At 73.2% G+C, this 23,267-nt stretch carries 20 protein-coding genes; 9 read left to right on the top strand and 11 right to left on the bottom strand.

The window, feature by feature from the left end; translation table 11 throughout:
- Positions 1 to 302 precede the first annotated feature (302 nt).
- Positions 303 to 1,154 (top strand): DUF308 domain-containing protein, encoded by an 852-nt coding sequence (locus ACPXBU_RS24240; RefSeq protein WP_393363510.1) that lies wholly within the window; start codon positions 303 to 305, stop codon positions 1,152 to 1,154.
- A 158-nt stretch (positions 1,155 to 1,312) separates the two neighbouring features.
- On the top strand, positions 1,313 to 2,830 hold the full coding sequence (locus tag ACPXBU_RS24235; RefSeq protein WP_425759791.1) for an alpha,alpha-trehalose-phosphate synthase (UDP-forming): 1,518 nt from the start codon (positions 1,313 to 1,315) through the stop codon (positions 2,828 to 2,830).
- A 146-nt stretch (positions 2,831 to 2,976) separates the two neighbouring features.
- Here the strand turns inward: ACPXBU_RS24235 and ACPXBU_RS24230 are convergent, their stop codons facing one another.
- The 6 genes from ACPXBU_RS24230 to ACPXBU_RS24205 all read right to left on the bottom strand — a co-directional run bounded on the left by ACPXBU_RS24230 (position 2,977) and on the right by ACPXBU_RS24205 (position 8,230).
- Positions 2,977 to 3,771 (bottom strand): alpha/beta hydrolase, encoded by a 795-nt coding sequence (locus ACPXBU_RS24230; protein ID WP_393364520.1) that lies wholly within the window; start codon positions 3,769 to 3,771, stop codon positions 2,977 to 2,979.
- Positions 3,772 to 3,794: 23 nt separating this feature from the next.
- A complete protein-coding gene (locus tag ACPXBU_RS24225) occupies positions 3,795 to 5,201 on the bottom strand; it encodes a flavin-containing monooxygenase (RefSeq protein WP_425759790.1) in 1,407 nt (468 codons plus the stop codon).
- A gap of 114 nt (positions 5,202 to 5,315) precedes the next feature.
- Positions 5,316 to 6,002: an endonuclease/exonuclease/phosphatase family protein gene (locus tag ACPXBU_RS24220; RefSeq protein WP_425759789.1), complete on the bottom strand. Its 687-nt coding sequence runs from the start codon at positions 6,000 to 6,002 to the stop codon at positions 5,316 to 5,318.
- Between the two features lie 17 nt (positions 6,003 to 6,019).
- Entirely contained in the window at positions 6,020 to 6,967 is a 948-nt protein-coding gene (locus ACPXBU_RS24215; RefSeq protein ID WP_393363522.1) for an ROK family glucokinase, read from the bottom strand.
- A gap of 71 nt (positions 6,968 to 7,038) precedes the next feature.
- Entirely contained in the window at positions 7,039 to 7,743 is a 705-nt protein-coding gene (locus tag ACPXBU_RS24210; RefSeq protein ID WP_425759788.1) for a hypothetical protein, read from the bottom strand.
- A gap of 31 nt (positions 7,744 to 7,774) precedes the next feature.
- The gene (locus ACPXBU_RS24205) at positions 7,775 to 8,230 is read right to left on the bottom strand and encodes an SRPBCC family protein (protein ID WP_393363527.1); all 456 of its coding nucleotides are present in this window, start codon (positions 8,228 to 8,230) and stop codon (positions 7,775 to 7,777) included.
- A 183-nt stretch (positions 8,231 to 8,413) separates the two neighbouring features.
- Here ACPXBU_RS24205 and ACPXBU_RS24200 point away from each other — a divergent pair, with 183 nt between their 5' ends.
- The 5 genes from ACPXBU_RS24200 to ACPXBU_RS24180 all read left to right on the top strand — a co-directional run bounded on the left by ACPXBU_RS24200 (position 8,414) and on the right by ACPXBU_RS24180 (position 15,342).
- Complete coding sequence (locus tag ACPXBU_RS24200) at positions 8,414 to 10,228, top strand: AMP-dependent synthetase/ligase (protein ID WP_393363530.1); 1,815 nt, start codon at positions 8,414 to 8,416, stop codon at positions 10,226 to 10,228.
- A gap of 14 nt (positions 10,229 to 10,242) precedes the next feature.
- A complete protein-coding gene (locus ACPXBU_RS24195) occupies positions 10,243 to 11,931 on the top strand; it encodes a GAF domain-containing sensor histidine kinase (RefSeq protein WP_425759787.1) in 1,689 nt (562 codons plus the stop codon).
- A gap of 7 nt (positions 11,932 to 11,938) precedes the next feature.
- Complete coding sequence (locus ACPXBU_RS24190; RefSeq protein WP_007072219.1) at positions 11,939 to 12,607, top strand: response regulator transcription factor; 669 nt, start codon at positions 11,939 to 11,941, stop codon at positions 12,605 to 12,607.
- Between the two features lie 187 nt (positions 12,608 to 12,794).
- Positions 12,795 to 13,604 carry an SAM-dependent methyltransferase gene (locus ACPXBU_RS24185; RefSeq protein ID WP_393363536.1) on the top strand — a complete coding sequence of 270 codons (810 nt, stop codon included), beginning with the start codon at positions 12,795 to 12,797 and terminating at the stop codon, positions 13,602 to 13,604.
- A 79-nt stretch (positions 13,605 to 13,683) separates the two neighbouring features.
- Positions 13,684 to 15,342 (top strand): putative bifunctional diguanylate cyclase/phosphodiesterase, encoded by a 1,659-nt coding sequence (locus ACPXBU_RS24180; RefSeq protein WP_393364523.1) that lies wholly within the window; start codon positions 13,684 to 13,686, stop codon positions 15,340 to 15,342.
- A 63-nt stretch (positions 15,343 to 15,405) separates the two neighbouring features.
- On the opposite strand, the gene ACPXBU_RS24175 is transcribed toward ACPXBU_RS24180, so the two are convergent.
- From ACPXBU_RS24175 to ACPXBU_RS24165, 3 genes are all read right to left on the bottom strand, one after another.
- Positions 15,406 to 16,530 carry a glycosyltransferase family 4 protein gene (locus ACPXBU_RS24175; RefSeq protein WP_393363539.1) on the bottom strand — a complete coding sequence of 375 codons (1,125 nt, stop codon included), beginning with the start codon at positions 16,528 to 16,530 and terminating at the stop codon, positions 15,406 to 15,408.
- A complete protein-coding gene (locus tag ACPXBU_RS24170) occupies positions 16,527 to 17,786 on the bottom strand; it encodes a M48 family metallopeptidase (protein WP_425759786.1) in 1,260 nt (419 codons plus the stop codon). Before ACPXBU_RS24170 ends, ACPXBU_RS24175 begins: the two co-directional genes overlap by 4 nt.
- 282 nt (positions 17,787 to 18,068) lie before the next feature.
- Complete coding sequence (locus tag ACPXBU_RS24165) at positions 18,069 to 18,287, bottom strand: hypothetical protein (protein WP_393363545.1); 219 nt, start codon at positions 18,285 to 18,287, stop codon at positions 18,069 to 18,071.
- Between the two features lie 253 nt (positions 18,288 to 18,540).
- Between ACPXBU_RS24165 and ACPXBU_RS24160 the strand changes: the two genes are divergently transcribed.
- On the top strand, positions 18,541 to 18,888 hold the full coding sequence (locus ACPXBU_RS24160) for a hypothetical protein (RefSeq protein WP_425759784.1): 348 nt from the start codon (positions 18,541 to 18,543) through the stop codon (positions 18,886 to 18,888).
- A 34-nt stretch (positions 18,889 to 18,922) separates the two neighbouring features.
- On the opposite strand, the gene ACPXBU_RS24155 is transcribed toward ACPXBU_RS24160, so the two are convergent.
- Both ACPXBU_RS24155 and ACPXBU_RS24150 read right to left on the bottom strand, forming a co-directional pair.
- On the bottom strand, positions 18,923 to 19,678 hold the full coding sequence (locus tag ACPXBU_RS24155) for a DinB family protein (protein ID WP_425759783.1): 756 nt from the start codon (positions 19,676 to 19,678) through the stop codon (positions 18,923 to 18,925).
- A gap of 178 nt (positions 19,679 to 19,856) precedes the next feature.
- Entirely contained in the window at positions 19,857 to 21,311 is a 1,455-nt protein-coding gene (locus ACPXBU_RS24150; protein ID WP_425759782.1) for an NYN domain-containing protein, read from the bottom strand.
- A 127-nt stretch (positions 21,312 to 21,438) separates the two neighbouring features.
- Between ACPXBU_RS24150 and ACPXBU_RS24145 the strand changes: the two genes are divergently transcribed.
- On the top strand, positions 21,439 to 23,193 hold the full coding sequence (locus tag ACPXBU_RS24145; protein WP_393363556.1) for a DEDD exonuclease domain-containing protein: 1,755 nt from the start codon (positions 21,439 to 21,441) through the stop codon (positions 23,191 to 23,193).
- The last annotated feature ends 74 nt before the right edge of the window (positions 23,194 to 23,267 follow it).

Genomic DNA, 23,267 nt, shown 5'->3' with positions numbered 1-23,267 from the left:
GGATGTCCAGTTCCTCGTACTCCCCAGCGGCCACGTGTGCCCCTCTGCTCTCGATCGTTGGCAGCTCAGCAGCGCGGTGCCCGGCGTGTCGGGTCGCTCCGCCGCCAACGATCACCGAGATGGCGCTGTTCGCGCAAGAACGGACAAAGAACCCCGGTCGCGACCTGCGGCGGCAGCCGTGACTTTGGAAGACGCGACACAACGCACTCCCGGAACCATGCCCTGACGTGTCACGATTCAGAGCACGGCGTGCGGACGGGCGTCGAGGGTCGCGCCGTGAGGCGCTTAAGGGGGATGTCCGGGTGTCAGCGGGTGGTGCCCGCCGGGGACGGCGGGACAACGGGCTCGACGCGAACGAGTACGCCGTCGTCGGCGACGTCGATCCGCGCGTCGGCGAGCACCTGCTCGACGTGCTGGCCGCCGGCGGGATCGCCGCCTACCTGCAGCCCTCGGCCGACCTCAACCCGGTCACCCGCACGACCACCGTGCCGGCCCGGCCGGTCGACCGGCTCTACGTCGACCGCTCGCACCTGACCACCGCACGGGACTATCTGACCCAGCTCGCGGACGAGACCACCCCGGAGCAGCCGCCGGCGCGCGACGAACCGGACATCGACGCCGAGTGGGCGCGGATCGTGGCCGGCTTCCACACCTCGTCCACCGTCGGCGACCACCCGTGGCCGGCCGCGGAGGACGTGGACGAACGGGACGCCCGGGACGAGCCGACCGCCGGTCCGCTGGCCCGCGCGGGCACCGACGAGCCGGGTCCGACCGCCACCGACACCCGCCGGCTGCCCTCCGCCACCGACATCTCCGGGATCTCGGTGGGGCGCGGCACCCGGCCGGACGAGCCGTCGCTGCTCGACGGGCTGGACACCTTCGGGGCCAACCTGCCCGACGACGAGGACGACGAGGGTTACCACCCGCCCCCGCCACCGCCGCTGCCGCGGGTCAGCAAGTACGCGGTGGTCGGTGTGCTCGGCGTGGTCCTCGGTTTCGTGCTCTTCCTCTTCCCGTCGCTGATCCCGGTGGACCGCTCGGCGGTCACCCTGTTCGGGTTCACCGGCATCCTGGCCGGTTTCGTCACGCTGATCTGGCGGTTGCGCCCCGGCGACGAGGACGACGACGACCCGGACAACGGCGCCGTCGTCTGATCCTGGCCCGCATCCCGGGACGGCTCCGACCCGCCCGGGGCGTAACAGTGGTGTAACTTACTGTCAGTAGGAATACCGCTGTACGTCACTTCCCCCGCTGACTGACCGGTTTTCCCTTGCTCGTGGCGGTCAGTCCTCTGCTGATCGGAATGCCCGAGATGCGACAGAGTTCTCTCGTGGTGGTGGCCAACCGCCTCCCCATCGACGACAGTCAGGCGCCCGACGGGGCCTGCGAGTGGCGGCGCAGCCCGGGTGGGTTGGTGAGCGCGCTGCACCCGCTCCTGCGACACACCCCGGCGACCTGGGTCGGTTGGGCCGGCGGCACCGGTCCGGCCCCCGCACTACCGGACGTCGACGGGGTCCGGATGCACACCGTCGCGCTCAGCCCGGAAGATCTGCGCGACCACTACGAGGGGTTCGCCAACGCGACCCTCTGGCCGCTCTACCACGACGCCGTCGAGCAGCCGCAGCACCACCGGCGGTGGTGGGAGGCGTACCAGCGGGTCAACCAACGCTTCGCCGAGGCGACCGCCGAGGTCACCGAGCAGGGCGGGGTGGTCTGGATCCAGGACTACCACCTGCAACTGGTCCCCGGTCTGCTGCGCGCGCTCCGTCCGGACCTGCGCATCGGCTTCTTCCTGCACGTGCCGTTCCCGCCGCCGGAGCTGTTCATGCAGTTGCCGCGCCGGGCCGAACTGCTGCGCGGGATGCTCGGCGCGGACCTGGTCGGCTTCCAGCGGGTGCAGGCGGCGCACAACTTCGCCCAACTGGTGACCAGGGTGCTGGATCTGCCGGCCACCGACCGGCGGATCGGCATCGACGACCGGGTCGTCCGCATCGGCGCGTTCCCGGTCTCCATCGACACCGCCGAGATGGGCGCGCTCGCCGCCCGCCCCGACGTGGCCGCCCGAGCCCGCCGCCTACGTCAGGACCTCGGCGACCCCCGGCAGGTCATCCTCAGCGTGGACCGGATGGACTACACGAAGGGCATCGAGCAGCGCCTCAAGGCGTACAGCGAGTTGCTGGCCAGCGGCGACGTCAAGGTCCGCGACACGGTGTTGGTGCAGGTCGCGATGCCGAGCCGCGAGCGCGTCGGCCAGTACCAGATCCTGCGTGAGCGGATCGAGCGCGAGGTGGGCCGGATCAACGGCGAGTTCGGCCGGGTCGGCGAGCCGGCGATCCACTACCTCACCCAGCCCTTCGACCGGGCCGAGTTGGCCGCGCTCTACCGGGTCGCCGACGTGATGGCGGTGACCCCGCTGCGCGACGGCATGAACCTCGTCGCCAAGGAGTACGTGGCCGCCCGGGTGGACGACACGGGCGCCCTGCTGCTCAGCGAGTTCGCCGGCACGGCCGCCGAACTCTCCCAGGCCTACCTGGTCAATCCGCACGACCTGGAGGGGCTCAAGCAGGGCCTGTGCGCCGCGCTGCGGGCCAGCCCCGCCGACACCACGCACCGGATGCGAGCCATGCGCGCCCACCTGGAGGAGCACGACATCCGGGCCTGGGCCCGCTCCTACCTGCACGCCCTGGACGAGCGCGGCGCCCTGGTCAGCCGCCTGACCAGCACCGACGCCAGTCCCGACGCCGCCGCCCCGGACGCCACCGACGCCGCTCGAGTGCCGCGACCCGCCACCTCCACCGCCAGCTCGGCCACCCACCCGGCGAGCGGCTGAGCAGCCACCCCCAAGATCGTCGCCGCGCGACCCACCCGCCGGGCCGGCTGGCCGCGCGGCAGCGGGCCGGGCCGGCCGGCCGCGCGACCCACCCGCCGGGCGGCCGCGCGGCGGCGGCGAGCACCCCGACCGGCGCGCCCGGGTGCTCAGTGCGCCGTGGGCTCCTTCTCCAGCCAGTCCAGGATCGCGTCGATCGGCTCCGCCCACCGCGCGTCCAGCATCAGGTCGTGGCCCATCCCGGGAAAGAGCAGCGGGGCCGAACCGAAGCGGCGGGCCACCCGGGTCAACGTCGACGCCGGCACCACCCGGTCGTCCGGGCTGCCCAGCACCAGCACCGGTGGGGCGCCCACCGCCGGCTCGGCCTCCGGCTCGCCCAGCAGAGCCCACTGCGCCCGCCGGCCCGCCCGGCCGAGTCGGCCGACGTACCGCCGGGCCTCCTCGTCGGGCAACTCGCGGCTGAACAACTGCCCCCGGTTGAGCCGCAACGGCCCGCCGAACACCGCCGGCAACGTGCCCCCCGGGTTGCGGCGCAACGCCGCACCCAGCACTCCCCAACCGCCGAAGACCGGCGCCACCAACACCGCGGCCCGCGCCGGATAGCGGGCCAACGCGTGCGCCACCACCAGAGCCCCGGCGCCGTGCCCCACCAGCACCGCCTGGCGCGGCAGGCCCGCGGCCACCTGGACCACGTCGTGCGCGTACGCGCGCAGCGTCGCCTCCGGCGCCGGCTCGCTGCCACCGTGCCCGCGCAGGCTCACCGCGTACGCCGGGAAGCCCCGCGCTGCCGCGTGCCCCAGCCAGTGCTCGGCGAACGCCCACGCACCGTGCCCGAAACCGGGGACGAAGAGCAGCGGCACTCGCCCCTCCTCCACCTCGGGGACGGCGCTGAGCACCTCCCGGCGGGCCGGTCGGACCGGACGCGACCACTCCCGGCCCCGCATGATCCGCAGTTCGCTACTCGCGCTCACTTGCCCTCCAGGTCGACCAGGGCGCGTTGGACGGCGCGCAGATAGTCGGCGTGACCGACCTCGAACCAGTGCCGGCTGCTCTCCTTGACCTTCCCGGAGTATCGCTCCCCGGCCCGGTCACGCACCTGGGACGCGAACGCGGCGGCCCGCTCCGGCCGGTCCCGGCGGGCCCGCAGGAGGCGGGCGAAGAGCACCATCTGCCAATGCGACAGGGTGAACAACCCGGAATCCGGCTGCACCAGGCCGGCGACCGCGAGCGTCGGGTGCCCGGGGGTGAACGCGTTGAGCCACAGCGTGGGCCGGCCCGCCCCGGCGCTGTCGGCGAACACCGACGCGTCCAGGAACTCGAAGCGCGGCAGGTAGCCGGTGGCGAAGACGACCACCTCGGGGTCGATCTCGCGGCCGTCGGCCAGTTCCACGGCGTACGGGTGGAACCGGGCGACGTCCGGCACCGGGCCGATGCCGCCGTGGCCCACGTAGTAGACGAGCTGGCTGTTCGCGATCGGGTGCGTCTCGTACACCCGGTGGTCGGGCTTGGGCAGACCGAAGCGGGTCAGGTCGCCGACTGTCAACCGCAGCGTCCAGTGGTAGAGCCACTGCCGCACCCGCAGTGGCACGCGCAGCGCCAGCAGGCTGTCGTTCACCTGGTCGGCGGGGCGGCCGAGCACGTACTTCGGCGCGTACCAGTAGCCGCGCCGGGTGGAGTGCCAGCAGCGCGACGCCTGCTGGGCGGCCTCGACGGCGATGTCGCAGCCGGTGTTGCCCGCGCCGACCACGAGCACCCGCTTGCCGCGCAACTGCGCCGGGTCCTTGTAGGACGAGGCGTGCATGATCTCGCCCCGGAACTGCTCCAGGCCCTCGTAGCGGGGCAGCTTCGGCGACCAGTTGTGACCGTTGGCGATCACCACGGCGGCGTAGCGGGAGGTGCGCTCCGGGCCGTACCCGCCGGTGGAGCGGGTGGTCACGTCCCACCGGTCGCCCTCGGCGGGTTGGACCCGGATCACCTCGGTGCCGAACCAGATGTGCGAGCGCAGGTCGAAGTGGTCGGCGTACCGCTCGAAGTAGGACAGCAGCTGACTGTGGTGCGGGTAGTCCGGCCAGGAGTCCGGCATCGGGAAGTCCGGGAACTGGGTGAACGGCTTCGACGAGATCAGGTGGGTGCTGGCGTACACCGGGCTGCGGTCGTGCCGCCAGTTCCAGGCGCCGCCGACGCCGGTCTCCCGTTCGTAGCAGTCCACGCCGAACCCGTGCTCGCGCAGGTTCTTGATGGCCGTCAGGCCGCTGGCCCCGGCCCCGATGACGCAGACCGTGTCGCCCCGGTCGGAGACCGGGCGACTCTCGCTGTTCGCCGTGGGCGAGGTCGCCTCCGGGTCGGGCCGGCCGTGGTCGGTGGAGGTGGACACCGGGACATCTCCTTTTGGTACGGCAGGCGTGCCGGTCGCCGCGAAATCCTCTCCACTACCGGGCCGGATGTCCAGTCCTGCGCCGGACGCGTCGACTGTCGCGCCGGGTCGGGGTCAGCCGGTGGCGGGCAGCAGCAGGTCGACGAGGACCGGGAAGTGGTCGCTGGCCCGGCGGGTCTGCGCGGTGTCCACGACGTCGTAGTCCACGACCGTGATCCGCGGGTCGACGAAGAGCGCGTCGATGCGTCGGCGCGGGTCGGCGCAGGAGTAGGTGAGCCGCTCGGCCCGGTCGGCGGCCACCGCGGCGTCGGTCAACCCCCGCGACACGGTGGCCCAGGCGGGCCCGTCCGGACCCTCGTTGAGGTCCGCCCCGGCCAGCACCGGGCTGGTCGCCGCGTCCAGGCCGCGCTTGAACTCGGCGGCCTGGGAGGGTCGCTCGGTCGGGTCGGTGGACAGGTGCGAGCCGGCGAGGGTGAACCGGGCGTCGCCGACCCGGCAGTCGGCGTACGCGGCGCCGCGCAGGTGCCGGCCGGGGGTCAGCGGGAAGCGTTGGCACCGGCTGCCCCGCACCTGCACCCGCAGGCTGGTCAGCAGCAGGTTGCCCAGTGCGGGCAGCCCGCCGGCGGCCACCACCAGGCCGAACGACTCGGCAAGCGTGGCGGACTTCTGCCGCCACCGGAACCGGCGCGGTCCCTCCTGCACGATCACCACGTCCGGCCGCGCGGCCCGGACCACCGCCGCCAGCGCGGCGGTGTCGTCGCGCTGGCTGTGGATGTTGTACGACACCACGCGCAGCGGCACACCCACCTCCGACCGCCTCAGATCCGGCGGGCGAGGTCGGCGGCGCCGATCACTCCGGCGCTGTTGCCCAGCTCGGCGGGGAGCACCTCGGCCACCGGCAGGCGACCGCGCTGGGCGAGCGCGTCGAGGTACGAGCGGCGCGTCGGGCCGAGCAGCAGCTCACCGGCATCGATCACACCGCCGCCGACCACCAGGGTCTGCGGGTCGAGGATCTGCGCCATGTCGGCGAGGCTGGTGCCCAGCCATCGGCCGATCTGCGCGAACGCCTCGGCGGAGACGGGGTCGCCACCCTGCGCGGCGGCGGTCACCATCGGGCCGGTGATCGCCTCGGCCTCACCGCCGGCCAGGTCGAGCAGCGCGGTGGCCCGGTTGGGCTCCTGCCGGGCGCCGGCGCGGGCGAAGCGCACCAGGGCGCTGCCGCTGGCGTACTGCTCGATGCAGCCGAGCCGGCCGCAGCCGCACTGGTGCCCGTCCGGCACGGCCAGCATGTGGCCCAGCTCGGCGGCGACGCCGTGCGCGCCGCGCATCAGGTCACCGCCGAGGACGATGCCGCCCCCCACGCCGGTGCCGATCGTGAACATGATCATGGAGTCGTCGGCGTCGCGGGCCGCGCCGTAGCGGAACTCGGCCCAGGCGGCCACGTTCCCGTCGTTCTCCACGATCACGGGCAGGCCGACGGCCTCGCTGACGTACTCCCGCAGCGGTTCGTCCCGCCAGGCCAGGTTCGGAGCGAAGAGCACGGTCGAGCGGCTGGCGTCGATCCAGCCGGCCGCGCCGATGCCGACGGCCTCGATCGTCCGCCCGGCTGCCAGCTCGCCGACCAGCTCGATGATGACGTCGCGGGTCTTGCCGACGTCATCGGCGGGGGTGTCCCGTCGGGTCTGCACGAGGACCGTGCCGGTGTCGTCCACGACACCGCCGGCCACCTTCGTGCCACCGACGTCGACTCCGATGGTCAGCGTCACCGCTGCCGCTCCCCTCTGCTGTCCGGCCCGTGTCCCGGCGGCATGCCGGTCCGGGTCGGGATGTCCCGCGCTCAGGCGCCGTCGCCCGGAGCCTGCGCCCCGGTGTCGTCCGGCACCCGCGAAGCGGGCACCGCGGGATGAGTGGTCGGTGCCGGTACGGTCGCCGGCCCGGCGTCGTCGACGGGTGGTACGGCGGCCGGGGCGAGTGGGTCCGCCGTCCGGGTGGCGACCGACCAGACATCCCGCTCCGGCGCCGGCTGAGAATCATGCCCGCTGCGGGTGGCATCGCGCCACACGTGTTCGTCGCCGGTCGCGCCGAACCGGTCGGCGGGGGCTGGCTCGGGGGGCACGTCGCCGGTGCTCGCGGCGGGTGCCGACGGTGGCGTGGGGGTCGGCGCGGAGGTCGAACCGGAGGGGCTCGTCGGGGACGGTTGCGGCGGGGAGAAGGCGCGGAGCAGGCTGGCGACACCCGCCGCGAGATCACCGGCGCCGGTCGCGAGGCGTTCGGCGAATTCCGGACTCGGGTCGCGTAACGCGGCGATGCCCCGACAGACCGGGCAGACGCAGCATTCGGCCGATCCGGTGGCGAAAGCACCGCCGGCGCCGGGTCGGCCGCCCGGGTCGGCACTGTGACCGAGGACACCGGCCAGCACCCCGCCCAACGAGCCGAACGCGCCGCCCGCCGAGCCGGCGGAGGCCAGTCGCGCCCCCGCGAGCAGGGTGGCGACCAGCCGCTCTGCCTCTTCCCGGGCCGAACCCGGATCCGTTCCGCCCACCGTCGGCTCCTCTACCGTGCCACCGGACCCGTCACTGCGCCGCACCGGTTGCTTCTACCCGGCGCTTGAGCTGCTTCAACGCGGTGTCCATGATCATTTTCTCGGCCTTGCGCCGAAACATCCCGAGCATGCCGACCGACAGGTCGACCTCAAGCGTGTAGGTCACCGTCGTGCTGCCGTCCGGGTTACCCACCAGGTCGTACGAACCACGCTGGGACTTCTGCATCTTCGAGGGAGCGACCAGGTGCCACTCGATCCGGGAGAGGTCCTCGGCGTAGGAGTAGGCGAGCACGTACTCGTCGGCCATCACCCCGGCGTCGATGGTGAAGCGCACCTGGCTGGCGTAGCCGTCCTCGTACTCCTCCACGACCTCGGCGCGGCGGACCGCGTCGGTCCACTCCGGGTAGGCCGCGAAGTCACAGATGACCGCCGTCACCCGATCCGGTGCGGCGCCGATGATGATCGACTGGGTGGAGGAGTCCGCCATGGGGGGAGGCTACCCGGCGGGCAGCGGCTCCACGCCGCGCCGCCCCCGCGCGCCGCCGGGGCCCGCGGGGGCCGGGACAGCGCAGGCCCTAGCAGTGTGCCCGTGCTCACCGGGTAGGTTTCGACACAGCCACCGTCCGTCGGCGGCGCCCCGACCGGCCAGTGCGAGCACGAAGGAGTGCAGGTGCGCGAGTTCTCCGTCCCGCCGATCGTCACCGTTGGCGACGCGGCCAACCTCACCGATCCGGTCTGGGACAACGCCGAGGTCGCGCCCGACGCCGTCCAGTTCGCCCGCCCCACCCCCGGTGCCACGGGCACCGTCACCACCTGGGCCGAGGTGACCTGCCGGCAGTTCCGCGACGAGGTGGCCGCCGTGGCCCGCGGACTGATCGCCGCCGGCATCGAACCCGGTGCCCGCGTCGGGCTGATGAGCCGCACCCGGTACGAGTGGACGCTGCTGGACTACGCCATCTGGACCGTCGGAGCGGTCACCGTGCCGATCTACGAGACGTCCAGCGCCGAACAGGCCGCGTGGATCATCGAGGATTCCAACGCCGTCGCCGTCGTGGTGGAGACCGACGCGCACGCCGCCCTGATCGCCGGCATCCGACACCGGCTGCCCGAGCTGGACCACGTCTGGCAGATCGACCTCGGCGGGGTCGACCAGCTGGTCAGCAGCGGCGCCACGGTCGAGCTGGCCGAGGTCGAGCGGCGACGCAAGGCGGTCGGCGCCGACGACCTGGCCACCATCATCTACACGAGCGGCACCACCGGCCGACCCAAGGGCTGCGTGCTCACCCACCGCAACATGTACGCCGACATCGCCAACGCGGTGCCGGTGCTGCCGAACCTGTTCCACGCCGGCGCGTCCACCCTGCTCTTCCTCCCGCTGGCGCACGCCTTCGCCCGGCTGATCCAGATCGGCGTCGTGCAGGCGCGGGCCACCATGGCCCACTGCGCCGACACCAAGAACCTGGTCGCCGAGTTGCAGGCGTTCCGGCCGACCTTCGTGCTCTCCGTACCCCGGGTGTTCGAGAAGGTCTACAACGCGGCCAAGCAGAAGGCCGAGGCCGACGGCAAGGGCGGCATCTTCGCCCGTGCCGAGCAGGTCGCCATCGCGTACAGCGAGGCTCTGGAGACCCCGGGCGGCCCCGGCCTGGCGTTGCGCGCCCAGCACGTGGTCTTCGACCGGCTGGTCTACGGCAAACTGCGTGCCGCGCTCGGTGGGCGCTGCCGCGACGCCATCTCCGGCGGCGCGCCGCTCGGCGCCCGGCTCGGTCACTTCTTCCGGGGCATCGGCGTGACGGTCCTGGAGGGCTACGGCCTGACCGAGACCTCCCCCGCCGCCGCGGCGAACCTGCCGACCGGCACCCGGATCGGCACCGTCGGCCGCCCACTGCCCGGCGTGACCGTGCGGATCGAGGACGACGGCGAGATCCTGATCTCCGGCGAGCTGGTCTTCCAGGGTTACTGGCACAACGAGGCGGCGACCGCCGAGACACTCAGCACCGACGGGTGGTTCCGGACCGGCGACCTGGGCCAGCTCGACGCCGACGGCTACCTGAGCATCACCGGGCGCAAGAAGGAGCTGATCGTCACCGCCAGCGGCAAGAACGTCGCCCCGGCGGTGCTGGAGGACCTGGTCCGGGCGCACCCGTTGATCAGTCAGTGTGTCGTCATCGGCGACCGCAAGCCGTTCATCGCGGCGCTGGTCACCGTCGACGAGGAGGCGCTGCCGGCCTGGCTGGAGGGCGCCGGGCTGGCCGCCGACACCCCCGTCGAGCAGCTCCGCGAGCACGAGGCCCTGCGCAGGGAGATCCAGACCGCCATCGACACCGCCAACCAGGCGGTCTCCAAGGCCGAGGCGATCAAGATGTTCCGGGTCCTGCCCCACGACTTCACCGAGGCGACCGGCGAGCTGACCCCGTCGCTCAAGGTCAAGCGCCAGGTCGTCCACAAGACGTACGCGGCGGACATCGCCGACATCTACCGAGGCTGACTACCATCCGTCACGTGCCCGCATCCACAGCCACCGCACCGCACCCGCATCCCCTCGCCGCGGCCGCCCGCCTGGTGATGCTGGCGTTGGTCGCCGTCCTGACCCTCTTCGCCACCCGCCACGTCACCCAACTCTGGTGGATCGCGCTCCTGGCGGTGGCCGGGCTCCCGTCCCTGCTGGCCCCACAGCACCGGCTGATCGCGCCGCTGAGTCGGGTGGCCGAGGTGGTGGTGCTGGGCCTGGCCGCGAGCCAGGTGGCCGCGGTGGCGTCGATCGGCACCGTCGCCGGGCTCGGCGCCTCGGCGGTGCTGCCCTACCTGGCCGTCCCGGTGACCGTCACCGCGCTGCGCCGTCGCTTCCGCGAGGGCGCCGCCCTGCTCGCGGTCACCGCCGCCACCCTGCTGGTCAGCGGTGCGCTCACCACCGTCGGCGGAGAGCTCCAGCTCGGCCAGCCGGGCTACCTCGCGGTCTGCGCGCAGTGGCTGATCCTGGCTGCGCTGGGCCTCTACGCCGCCGGCACCCTGCACCGGGTGCTCGTGGTCCGCGGTGAGGGCAAACCCCAGCCGTACGCCGAGGCGACCCGGCTGCTGACCCAGTTGCGGACGGTGGCCCGACAGCTGCCCGGTGCCACCCTGGACCCGGGTGGCATCTCCGAGCACCTGCTGGAGGAACTGCGCACGGTGGCCAAGGCGGACCGGGGTGCGGTGCTGTCGGCCAGCGGCGGAGGCCGGCTCGTGGTGCTCGCCCAGGCCGGCCTCGACCGGGTGGACTGGGAGACGACGCTGGACGCGGACTCGGCGATCGCCGACGCCTGGGCCAGCCAACAGGCCACGACGGCAGCGCGCTCGCAGTCCCGCTCACACCGGGGCGCGGACGTGTCCGCGCTCATCGTTCCGCTGGTCGCCGGGGTGCGTACGGTCGGGCTCGTGGTGCTGGAGGCGGACACCGCGCACGCGTACCCGCCGCCGGTGGTGTCCCGGGTGACCGCGCTGACCCGCCCGGCCGCGCTGCGGCTGGAGGCGGCGCTGCTCTTCGACGAGGTGCGCTCGCTGGCCACGAACGAGGAACGGCAGCGGCTGGCCCGGGAGATCCACGACGGGGTGGCGCAGGAGCTGGTGATGGTCGGCTACGGCATCGACAACGCCATGGCCACCGTCTTCGACAACGCCGACGAGACCGCCGAGGCCCTTCGTACGCTGCGCGGCGAGGTGACCCGGGTGATCACCGAGCTGCGGCTGAGCCTCTTCGAGCTGCGCAGTGAGGTGGACCGGCAGGGTGGGCTGGCCGCGGCCATCGCCGAGTACGCGCGCACCGTGGGCTCGTCCGGCGGGCTGCGGGTGCACCTCTCGCTCGACGAGTCCACCGCCCGGCTGCCGGCCGCCACCGAGGCCGAGTTGCTGCGCATCGCCCAGGAGGCGGTGACCAACGCGCGCAAGCACGCCGGCGCCTCGAATTTGTGGGTCACGTGCGAGGTCGACCCCCCGTACGCGCAAATAGAAGTGTCGGATGACGGTCAGGGGATGGCTGACCAGCGCCCCGACGGACGGTACGGTCTTGCGATCATGGCCGAGAGGGCGGAACGTATCCGGGGCCGGTTGGAGATCAGGCCGCGGCAACCCACCGGCACGACCGTGGCCGTGGTTGTTGGCACCTCGTCCCGCCGAGATAACGTGCGCGACAGCGCAGCACCAGAAGGGGAGTAACCCGAGGATGACCACAAGTCCGACACCGGCCACCCGCACCAAGGTCCTCCTTGTTGACGATCATGACCTGATTCGTAAGGGCCTGCGCCACGCCTTCGAGCGCGACCGGCAGTTCGAGGTCGTCGGTGAGGCCGCCACGGCGGCAGAGGGGGTACGCCAGGCCGGCGCCCTCCAGCCGGACGTGGTGATCATGGATCTGCGGCTGCCCGACGGCAGCGGCCTGGAGGCCACCCGCGCGCTGCGCAAGTCCAGCGCGTCGATGGGCATCGTGGTGCTGACCATGTACGCCGGCGACGACCAGCTCTTCGGTGCCCTGGAGGCGGGTGCGAGTGCCTTCGTACCGAAGACCGCCCCGGCCGACGAGGTGGTGGCCGCCGCGCGGCACGCCGCCTCCTCCCCCAGCGCGTTCACCGCCGCCGACCTGGCCGAGGCGATGAAGCGCCGGCTCGCGCCGTCCGGCCCGCAGTTGTCCCCCCGCGAGGGGCAGGTGCTGCGGCTGCTCGCCGACGGGATGAGCGTGGCCGGCATCGCCAAGCAACTGTTCGTCAGCGAGTCCACGGCCAAGACGCACATCTCGAAGCTCTACGAGAAGCTCGGCGCGGCCAACCGGGCCCAGGCGCTGATGACCGCTCTGCGGCTCGGCCTGCTCGAAGCACCGGACGCGCCGAAGTTCTGACCTGCCCCCGCTCGCACAGCGGGACCTCACGACCGACGGTCCGCGCCGGCTTCGGCCAGCGCGGACCGTCGCGCATCGACCGACGTCGGCGGACAACCTGACGCACGCTATGGTCTGGCGTGCGTGGCGGGTGCACAATACCCGCGCGGGCGACGACGCCCGCGTCGCGAACCGAGGGGTGAATCGCATGCAGCGGCCGGACTGGGCACCCGACACCATCGACATCGAGCGCCCGAGTGTCGCGCGGATGTACGACTACTACCTCGGTGGCTCGCACAACTTCGCCGCGGACCGTGCCGCGGCGCAGGCGATGGTCGCGGCGGTGCCGGAGGCGCCGCTGATGGCCCAGGCCAACCGGGCGTTCCTGCGCCGGGCCGTGCATCACCTCGCCGAGGCCGGGATACGCCAGTTCCTGGACATCGGCTCGGGCATCCCGACCGTCGGCAACGTGCACGAGATCGCCCAGCGGCTCGACCCGCGATCACGTGTGGTCTATGTGGACGTCGACCCGGTGGCGGTGGCGCACAGCCGCGAGATCCTCGCCGGCAACGAACGGGCGGTGGTGGTGCAGGAGGACCTGCGGCACCCGGAGGCGATCCTGGCCCACCCGGATGTCCGCAAGCAGCTCGACCTGAGCCAACCGGTGGCCGTGATGGTCGTGGCCGTCCTGCACTTCGTCTCGGACGACGACCGACCGGCCGAGCTGTTGCGGACGCTGCGCGACGCCCTGGCCCCCGGCAGCTATCTGGTGCTGTCCCAGGCCAGCGACGACGGGCGCAGCGACGACGAACGCGCCGAGGCGGAGCGGGTCTACCGGCGCACCGACAATCCCCTGTGGGTCCGTAGTCGGGCCGAGTTGACCGCGCTCTTCGACGGGTTCGAGCTGCTCGACCCCGGTGTGGTGTGGGTGCCGCAGTGGCGACCGGACACCCCGGAGAGCGCGGAGGACGCCGAGCGCGCGGTCTTCATGGGCGGCGTCGGGCGACTCGGTGGCTGAGTCGCCCGAGGCGGCCTCCCGTCCGGGCACGTTCGCCCGTGCCTGGGCGAAGGCGGTCACCGGCACCAGCTACCTGCCGATGACCCAGGCCCAGCTGGAAGCCATGCTGGACCGGCTCACCGGGCAACTGGCCGGGGCGTTGCTCACGGAGCCGTTCGACCTGCGTGCCGGGCACCGGGTCGGCGCCGAGTTGGTCGCCGCGCACATCGCCTCGGCAGAGGGGCTGGGTCGTACCGTCGAGGTCATCCAGCTTCGGTTGGTGCGCGACCTCGGGTTGGTGGCCGAGGAGGTCGAAGATCGGATGGCCCGGCTGCTGGCGGCCGTGGCGACCGGCTACGCCCGCGCGCTGCGCGACCGCACCCTCGACGAGCAGGAGTCGATCCGCCGGGCCGCCATGCGGGCCCGGACGCAGGCCGAGCGGGCGCTGCGCGCCAGCGAGGCCCGGTTCCGGCACCAGGCCACCCACGACCCGCTCACCGGTCTGCCCAACCGGACGCTGTTCACCGAGCGGCTCACCGCGGCGCTCAACGAGCCCGGCCGGGGCGCGCAGCGGGTCGGGGTGTGCTTCCTCGACCTGGACCGCTTCAAGGTCGTCAACGACACCCTGGGGCACCAGGTCGGTGACCGGCTGCTGGTCACGGTGGCCGAACGGCTGTCCCAGGCCATGGGTGAGCACCTGGTGGCCCGGCTCGGCGGGGACGAGTTCGTCATCCTCGTGCAAAGCACCGGCGGCACCGACGACATGGTGGCGGTGGCCGAGACGGCGCTGGACGCGGTCCGCACACCGGCGCTCGTCGACGGGCACGAGCTGCAGATCTCGGCGAGCATCGGCATCGTCGAGCGGCAGGTGGCCGGGGCCAACCCCACCGACCTGATGCGGGCCGCGGACAGCACCCTGCACTGGGCGAAGTCCGCCGGCGGCGCGCGCTGGGCGCTCTACGACGCCGAGCGCAACCAACGCGAGCTGGCCCGGTACGCGCTCTCCGCGGCGATCCCCGCCGCGCTGGAGCGGGGTGAGTTCTACCTCGACTACCAGCCACTGACCTCACTGCGCGACGGCAGCCTGGTCGGCGTCGAGGCGCTGGTCCGCTGGCGCCACCCGGAGCTGGGGGTGCTGCGTCCGGACAGCTTCATCGGGTTGGCCGAGGAGACCGGCCTGATCATCCAGTTGGGCGGTTGGGTGCTGGCCGAGGCCTGCCGCGAGGCGGAGGCGTGGGCGGCCGGCAGCGTCGCCGCCCCGTTCGTCAGCGTCAACCTGGCGGTGCGGCAGGTGCACCGACCCGGGCTGGTGCAGGAGGTTCGGGCGCTCCTGCGGCAGACCGGCCTGCCGCCGGAACGGCTGCAACTGGAGATCACCGAAAGCACGATGATGAGCACCGCCGAGGAGCCGGTCCGCGCGTTGCGGGTGCTGGCCGACCTCGGGGTGCGGATCGCCATCGACGACTTCGGCACCGGCTACAGCAACCTGGCCTATCTACGGGACCTGCCGGTGACCGAACTGAAGGTCGCCGGGGAGTTCGTCGCCGGCCTGCGGTCGCCCTCGGTCGGCCGCACCGACGAGCGGATCCTCGCCTCGCTGGTCTCGCTCGCGCACGCGTTGGACCTGACGGTCACCGCCGAGGGTGTGGAGACCGCCGGGCAGGCCGAGCGGCTACGGGCGATCGGCTGCGACGCCGGCCAGGGCTGGCACTTCGGCCGCCCGGCCCCCGCCGATCGGATCCTGGCCCGCATCCGCTGAGCGTCCGGGGCCCCACACCCCTCCCGACGTCACCGGGCCGACCGTCGGCGCCACGCCGCGCGCTCAACCGTCGAGCAGCGCCCGCATCCGTTCCGCCTGCGCCTCCCAGCGCCACTCCCGCTCCACCCAGGCCCGGCCGGCAGCGCCCAGTTGGCGGGCCAGGTCCCGATCGGCGAGCAGTCGGGCCACCCGGTCGGCGAGCTGGGCCACGTCGCGCCCACGTACGACGTAACCGGTCTCCCCCTCACGGACCGCGTCCGGTGCGCCCCCGGAGTCACCGGCCACCACCGGCAGGCCGGTCGCGGACGCCTCCAGGTAGACGATGCCCAGCCCCTCCACGTCGAGGCCCCGGTTGCGGGTGCGACACGGCATCGCGTAGACGTCGCCGGCCGCGTAGTGCGCCGGCAACTCGGCCGACGGCACCGAGCCGGTGAACACCACGTCCCGTTCCACACCCGTCTGGCGGGCCAGCTTCTCCAGCGTCGCCCGGTACGGCCCACCGCCGACGATCAGCAGCGCCGCCTCGGGCACCCGGCGGCGGATCTCCGGGAGCGCCCGGATCAGCATGTCCTGGCCCTTGCGGGGCACCAGCCGGGACACACAGACCACCACCGGGCGGTCGGTCAACCCGAGCCGGGCCCGGACCTGCTCGCCGTCCACGGTCGGGTGGTAGGTGTCCACGTCGACCCCGGGGGCGAGCCGGCGCAGCTCGGTCACCCCGTCCAGCACGCGGGCCAGTCGACTGCGGGTGTACTCGCCGAGATAGGTGGTGACATCCACACCCCGACCGATGCGCCGCAGCGCCGGCCGGGCGGCCGGCAGCGCCGCCCAACCAACCTCGTGGCCGTGGGTCTGCGCCACCACCCGGCGTACGCCGGCCCGCCGACGCAGGCCGGCGGCGAGCAACCCCAACGGGGCCGCCGCGCCGAACCACACCGTGTCGCAGTCGTACGCGCGCGCCAACCGCGCCGCCCTGCGGGCGATCAACGGGGTGGGCAACAGCACCCGGGTGCGCTCCCGGATCACCTCGAACGGCTGGTCGGCGTCGAACTTCTCGGCCCCACGCCAGCTCGACGCATAGACGACCACCGAGCCGGCCGGTTGCCGCACCGCGAGGTTGTGCACGAAGGACTGGATGCCGCCCGGGCGGGGCGGAAAATCGTTTGTGATCAGCAGCGTGCGGCTCATCGGCCGGCCTCCCGGGCGTACGCGCGGGCGGCGGCCATCCGCTCGACTGTGGACGGGTGCGAGGCCGAGTAGAGGTATTCCCAGCGTGGTGGATCGGGGTCGCCGAGGTTGACCGACCCGAGCCGGCGCTGCATCGACTCGAACGCCTGCGGGTCACGGGTCAGCGCGAGCGCGTGCGCGTCGGCCCGAGCCTCCACCCGTCGCGACATCAGCGCCTGCACCGGCGCGGCGACCAGCCCGGCCACCGTGACGAGCGCCAGCAGTAACGGAAAGGCGCGTGGTTGGGCGACCGAGTCGACGCCGGCCAGCCGCAGCAGCGGCGCCCACGAGCCGAGCAGGTAGAGCGCCACCACGGCGGCGGCGGTACCCAGCGCACCGGTCAACGTGCCCACCGTCACGTCGGAGTCCTTCGCGTGCCCCAACTCGTGCGCCACCACGGCGGTCACCTCGGCCGGGGTCGCCTCGCGCAGCAGCGTGTCGTAGACGACGACCCGCCGGGTCGGTCCGAGACCGGAGACGTACGCGTTCACCGCCTTGGTGCGCCGGGACGCGTCGGCGACCAGCACGTCGCGCACCGGCACCCCGTCGCGGGCGGCCATGCTCATCAGCTCGGTACGCAGCGGGCCCTGGTCCATCGGGGTGAACTTGTTGAAGACCGGCTCCACAAGCACCGGCAACACGAACGACAGCAGCACCACGAGCAGAGCGGCACCCGCCGCGCCGAACGCCCACCACCAGCGCGGCGCGAACCGGATCACCGCGTAGAAGCCGACAAGCGCCACCGCCCCGATCACCGCGCTGACCGCGTACGACTTGAGCAGGTCGACCGCCCAGCCACTCCAGCCGTTGGTGCTCAACCCGTAGCGGGTGAGCACGCTCTGGCGCCAGGCGGCGAACGGCAACGTCACCAGGTCGGCGACGAGCATCACGGCCAGCCCGCCGAGCACCGCCTGCGCGATCCAGTGCCCCCCGAACGGCCGGCCCACCAGCTCGACCAGGCGACCGCCCAGCGGGGTCAGCCCGAGCGCGAGAGCGACGAGCAGCCCCACGGCGAGCGCGGTGTAACCGCCGGGGCGCAGCGCGGCCCGGAACTCCCGCCCCTTGGCCACCTGCTCGGCCGGCAGGTCACCCAGCGCGGCGAGCTGGTCGGCCCGCGGGGCCGGCGGTCGGTGCCACGGGATGAACAGCGCGGCGGTCACGACCAGCGCGATGGTCAACCCGGCCAGTGTCAGCAACGCCCACCCGCGCGGGGTCAACGGGACGCCGCCGCGTCGCCGCTACCGCACGCGGAGCCGCCGCACGCGGAGCCGCCCCGCGCGGAGCCGTCCCACGCGGAGCCGTCCCACGCGGAGCCGTCCCACGCGGAGCCGTCCCACGCGGAGCCGCCTGATACAGCGCCGCCGCAGGCCGCGCCGACGAGCGTGGCTCCGACGAGCCCGTCGTCGTTCCGTCGTATCCCGCTCATCGCGCCGCTCCTCCCGCCGTGACCGCTCATCCTATGGTCCGCGAGAAGCCCACTTTCGGGCGCGGTGTGGCGCTCAGGCGATCCGGCGGACGGCACGGGGGCGAGCCGCGCTGGGGCGCGCGGGCGCGGCCAGCACCTCCACGTCGAAGCCGGCCCGGGCGAGCACCTCGATGGCCTCGACCTCGGCGGCGACCAGCCCGGCCGCCGGGGACGTCTCGTCGAACAGGGCGGTCAGCGGGCAGCCGGAACATCCGTCGGCCCGCCTCGCGCACCCGTCACAGTCGATGAGCATCGCGCCTCCTGATCGGCTCGCGGTGCCGGCTCACGTCTTGTCGTCGTCAACCGAGCACCATCGGTGACATCGACGCTAACCACCGGGTACGACAGAAACCACGTCCGACCGTCCGTTTGGGGGAGAGATCGACTCCAGTTCAGCGAAATCGGGCCATCCCGACCGCCCGGACCCCCCCGATCTCGCGTCCATCGGACGGCGGCGCCGTTGCGATGTCCTCCTACCGTGAGGTCGTGACAACGGGGGTGGGTGGGTGACCGACGAAGATGGCCGCCCTTCGCCGGAGCAGCCGGGCGGCGAGGTGCTGCCGCGCCGCCACAGCCGGGCGGCGAAAAGACCGATCATCGCGGTGGTGGGGATCGCCTGCGCGTTCGCCGTGGTGATCGGACTGATCGCGTGGGGGGCGCGTGGTGACACCGTCGGCGCCGTCTCGGGCAAGGAGGAGACCTCCACGTCCGTCTGCAACCGCAAGGGCCAGATGTGCCGCCTGCGGACCTGCTACCGGATCACCTACGTCACCGACAGCGGCCGGAGCAGGAACTCCTGCGTGCCGAAGACCCGGTACGACACGATCCGCATCGGTGACCGCTTCTCGGACTAGCGCGCATATCGCACGCGCGCCACGTCCGCGGCGGTCAGCGGTGATCGGCCGGATCGCCCGTCCCGCCGCCGCGCTCCTGCGCGTCGAGGTCGCGCAGCGCGAAGCGAAGGTGCTGCCACTCCTCGTCGAAGATCACGTGGAGGCAGTGCAGGACTGTCACCTGCTGCTCGGGCCACCAGGCGGCCGGCCGGGGCTCGGCGAGCAGGTCCGGCGTGACGGCCGCGACGAAGTCGCGCACCATCGCCTGCCGCTCGGCCCGCACCGTCAGGGTCTCGGCGAACGTCGGCTGCTCCTTGGCGAAGACCGACATGTCGAAGCCGTCGGTCTCGTACTCGACGTTGGGCTGGCCGAGCGCGTGGAACGGGTGCGGCAGGCGCAGGATCGCCTTGCCCAGCCAGGCGTCGGCGGCGAACGCGAGATGGCGCAGTGTCTGCGCGAACGACCACTCCTCGTCGATCGAGACGTCGGCCGCGCCCGGTGGCATGGACCGGACCCGGTCGACCGCGGACGCCCAGGCCTCCTCGAGCGCCGTCCACGCCAGGCGGAGGCCGTCCGGGTCCGTGGCCTGCCTGAGCTCACGCCCGGGGAACCGCCTGTTGAGCTCCGCCTCGACGAGCGGCGCGACATCGACGCCGTTGATCAGAAGCGTGCCCTCGGCGAGCCACGGCGCATCCATGTCCACACCGTTCACATCGACGCCGCGCATCACCGCGCCGGCCAACGTCGATCTGTTGAACCGGGCACCTCGCAGGTCTCTGTCGACGAAGACCTTGACGTTGTCCGGGGTCATGGCGACCTCCTCCCGTCGGCGACAGCGGCAACGCTAGCCCTCGCGTAGGACAGGAAGGCGGTTCGACCGCTCGGCCAAGGGCGAGATCGACCCGATGTGCATGAAATCGGGCCCTCCCACGTGGTCGGACACCCCGACATCATGGAACCCGTGTCGATCACGACACCCGCGGACGGCGTCAGGAGCGGGCGAGTCGCCGCAGCAGCGAGTCGGCGCCCAGCGGGTAGGCGCCGTGCCGGCGTACCCCGTCGGCGACCTCACGGTCGGACGAGACCACCACCACCGGACGCCCCGCCGGCTCCGCGCGGACCAGCCGCCGGATCAGCTCGTCGGCGGTCTCGCCCTTGCGGGAGAAGAGCACCCGTACGCCGCGCGGCGCGGGCGGCAGCCCGTGCATCCGCTCGGCGCCGTCGAAGACCACGGTGACCTCGTCACCGGTCTGCGCGGCGATCCCGCCCAGCCCGGTGATCAGTCGTTTGCGCTGCTGTTCCAGGGACATCTCGCCGAAGCCGCGCTTGGTGACGTTGTAGCCGTCCACCACCAGGTGCGCCCGGGGCAGGGCGAGCAGCTGGTCGAGTCGAGCCGGGTCGTCGGTGTCGCGGGCACGTGCGGCGGGGCTGGCCGGAGCGGTGCCCGGCTGCTCGGCGAACGCGTCGGCGACGAAGTCGGCGGGCAGTTTGTCGACCGGGTCGAGCGCCAGCTCGCGGCGCAGCCCGACGGCGGCCTGGCCGATGGTTTCCAGCAGCAACCAGAGCCGGGCGTCGTCGACCGAGCGGGACTCCTTGGCGCTGGCCCGGGCCATTCCGGCGGCGGCCTCCGCCTCCGCCAGTCGGGCGCGGGCGCGGCGCAGCTCGGCGTCGACGTCGGCACTGGCGCGCGCGGCCCGGCCGCGCTCGGTGGCCAGCAGCTCGCTGGCCTTGCGCTCGCGGGCCTGGGTCTCGCGGAGGGTACGGGCGACCTGCCGGGACTCCTCCCGGAGCTGACCCAGCTCCTCCCGGACGCGGGCCAGCTCGTCGCGCAGCTTCTCCGCCTCGACCCGGGCCACCGCCCGGTCGTGTTCGGCGCGGGTGGCCCGCTGCTCGGCCTCGCGGACCAGCTCGGCGACGACCGCGCTGTCCGCCTCGGCACGCACGGCGGCACCGCTGGCGTCGATCAGCTCCCGCCAGCCGCGGGGTCGGGCCAGGTAGGCGAGCGCGGCGACCTCGACCGGGTCGGCGGCGGCGGGCGCGGTGCCCTCGACGACGGCGGCCCCGAGGTCGCCGGCGTCGGCCAGGACCCGGGCGGTGACCCGCTGCCGGAACAGCGGGTCGGCGGTGAGCTGGGCGGCGATGGCCGGCGCGCCGAGCCGGGCCCGCCGGTTCGGGGCGAACTTGGCCACCCGACGCAACGGCACCGGCACCTCGTCGGCGGGCAGGGTGGGCAGCACCGCGGCGGTCAGCGCCACGATCCGCTGCCGGACCGGCTCGGGCAGCGTCGGCTCCGGCTCGCCAGCCGCGCCGGCGCCCGCCGCCGTCGGCTCGGATGCGTCGGATGTCGCGCTGACTACGTTGTCGTCCGGGTTGCCCGTCGCACCGTCGAGCGCGACCGGATCCTCCTGCGGGAGGTGGTCGTCGGACGGCTCGGTGAGGGGCATGTGGCAAGTCTCCCACCGCGACCGGGCCCACCGCCCGGTGAGTGAGCCGATCTCTCATCCTAGCCCCATGGCGACTGGTGAGACGGCTGCGACGGGAGTGTCGGACCGGCGCGCTAGCGTGCCGGCGATGGCACAGGCGGAGTACGTCCAGGAGTCACTGGCCGGTCTCGACCCGACGGTGGGCGGGGTGGACCCGGCGCTGCCGCTCTACGCGACCACCTTCGTGGTGGTCGACCTGGAGACCACCGGCGGCGCGCCGGACGGCGGCGGCATCACCGAGATCGGCGCGGTGCGGGTGCGCGGTGGCGAGCAGTTGGGGGTGCTGGCCACCCTGGTCAACCCGGGGCAGCCGATCCCACCGTTCATCACCGTGCTGACCGGCATCACCCAGGCGATGCTGGTGCCCGCGCCGCCGATCGAGCAGGTGCTGCCGAGCTTCCTGGAGTTCATCGCCGACGCGGTGCTGGTGGCCCACAACGCCCCCTACGACGTGGGCTTCCTCAAGGCCGCCTGCGCCAAGCACGGCTACCGCTGGCCCAACCCCCGCGTGTTGGACACGGCGGCGCTCGCCCGCCGGGTGCTGACCCGCGACGAGGTGCCCAACCGCAAGCTCGGCACCCTGGCCGCCTACTTCCGCACCGCCACCCAGCCCACCCACCGCGCCCTGGACGACGCGTTGGCCACCGTCGACGTGCTGCACGGGCTGATCGGTCGGCTCGGCGGGCACCGGGTGGACACGGTCGGCGACGCCATCGAGTTCGCCCGGGCGGTCACCCCGACCCAGCGCCGCAAACGGCACCTGGCCGAGGGGCTGCCCAAGGTCCCCGGCGTCTACATCTTCCGGGCGGCCGACGACCGTCCGCTCTACGTGGGCACCTCCGTCGACATCGCCACCCGGGTGCGCAGCTACTTCACCGCCGGCGAGAAGCGGGCGCGGATCTCCGAGATGCTCGCGGCGGCCGAACGGGTCGAGGCGGTGGAGTGCGCCCACTCGTTGGAGGCGGAGGTCCGCGAGCTGCGCCTGATCGCCGCGCACGCCCCGCCGTACAACAGGCGGTCGAAATACCCGGAGCGGATGGTCTGGCTCAAGCTGACCGACGGTCCCTATCCCCGGCTCTCGATAGTCCGCGACCTCTCCCCCACCGACACCGCGTACCTCGGTCCGTTCACCTCCCGGCGGGCCGCGGAGCTGGCCGCCGCCGGGTTCCACGACGCCGTGCCGCTGCGCCAGTGCACGCACCGGCTCTCGCTGCGCACCGTCACGCCGGCCTGCGCGCTGGCCGAGCTGGGTCGCTGCCCGGCGCCCTGCGAGCACAGGATCACCCCCGAGGAGTACGACGACAGAGCGGCGCAGCCGTTCCGCACCGCCACCACGAGTGATCCACAGCCGGTGGTGGACGCGCTGCTCGCCCGGATCGACGTGCTCTCGGCCGACAAGCGCTACGAGGAGGCCGCGGTGGTGCGGTTCCGGCTGGCGGCGGTGCTGCGGGCCACCGTGCGGATGCAGCGGCTGGCCGCGCTGACCGGGATCGTCGAGTTGGCCGCGGCCCGGCCGGCCGCCCGGGGCGGCTGGGAGTTGGCGCTGGTGCGGCACGGCCGGCTGGCCGGCGCGGGGGTGTCCCCGCCCGGCGTGCACCCGCGACCCACGCTGACCACCATCCGGGCCACTGCCGAAACGGTGGTGGGCGGGCACGGCCCGGTGCCGGCGGCGACCGCCGAGGAGTCCGAGCGGATCCTGTCCTGGTTGGAGCGACCCGAGACCCGACTTCTCGAAATGTCCTCCGGTTGGTCCTCCCCGGCGGGAGGCGCGGGGAGGTTCCGTGACCTGCTGACGAAGGCCGAGAACGCCGCGTCCCACCAACTCTCGACCGAACGCTCATGACCAACTGACCGATCGGACTACGTCGACTCGCTTAGGCTGTTAGAGAAGTGCAGTCCTGCCCGATTCGTGGGCCT

Origin of the sequence: Micromonospora sp. DT231 (assembly GCF_049847025.1) — a bacterium.
Lineage (GTDB): Bacteria > Actinomycetota > Actinomycetes > Mycobacteriales > Micromonosporaceae > Micromonospora.
This window is presented reverse-complemented; position numbering and strand designations above follow the sequence as displayed.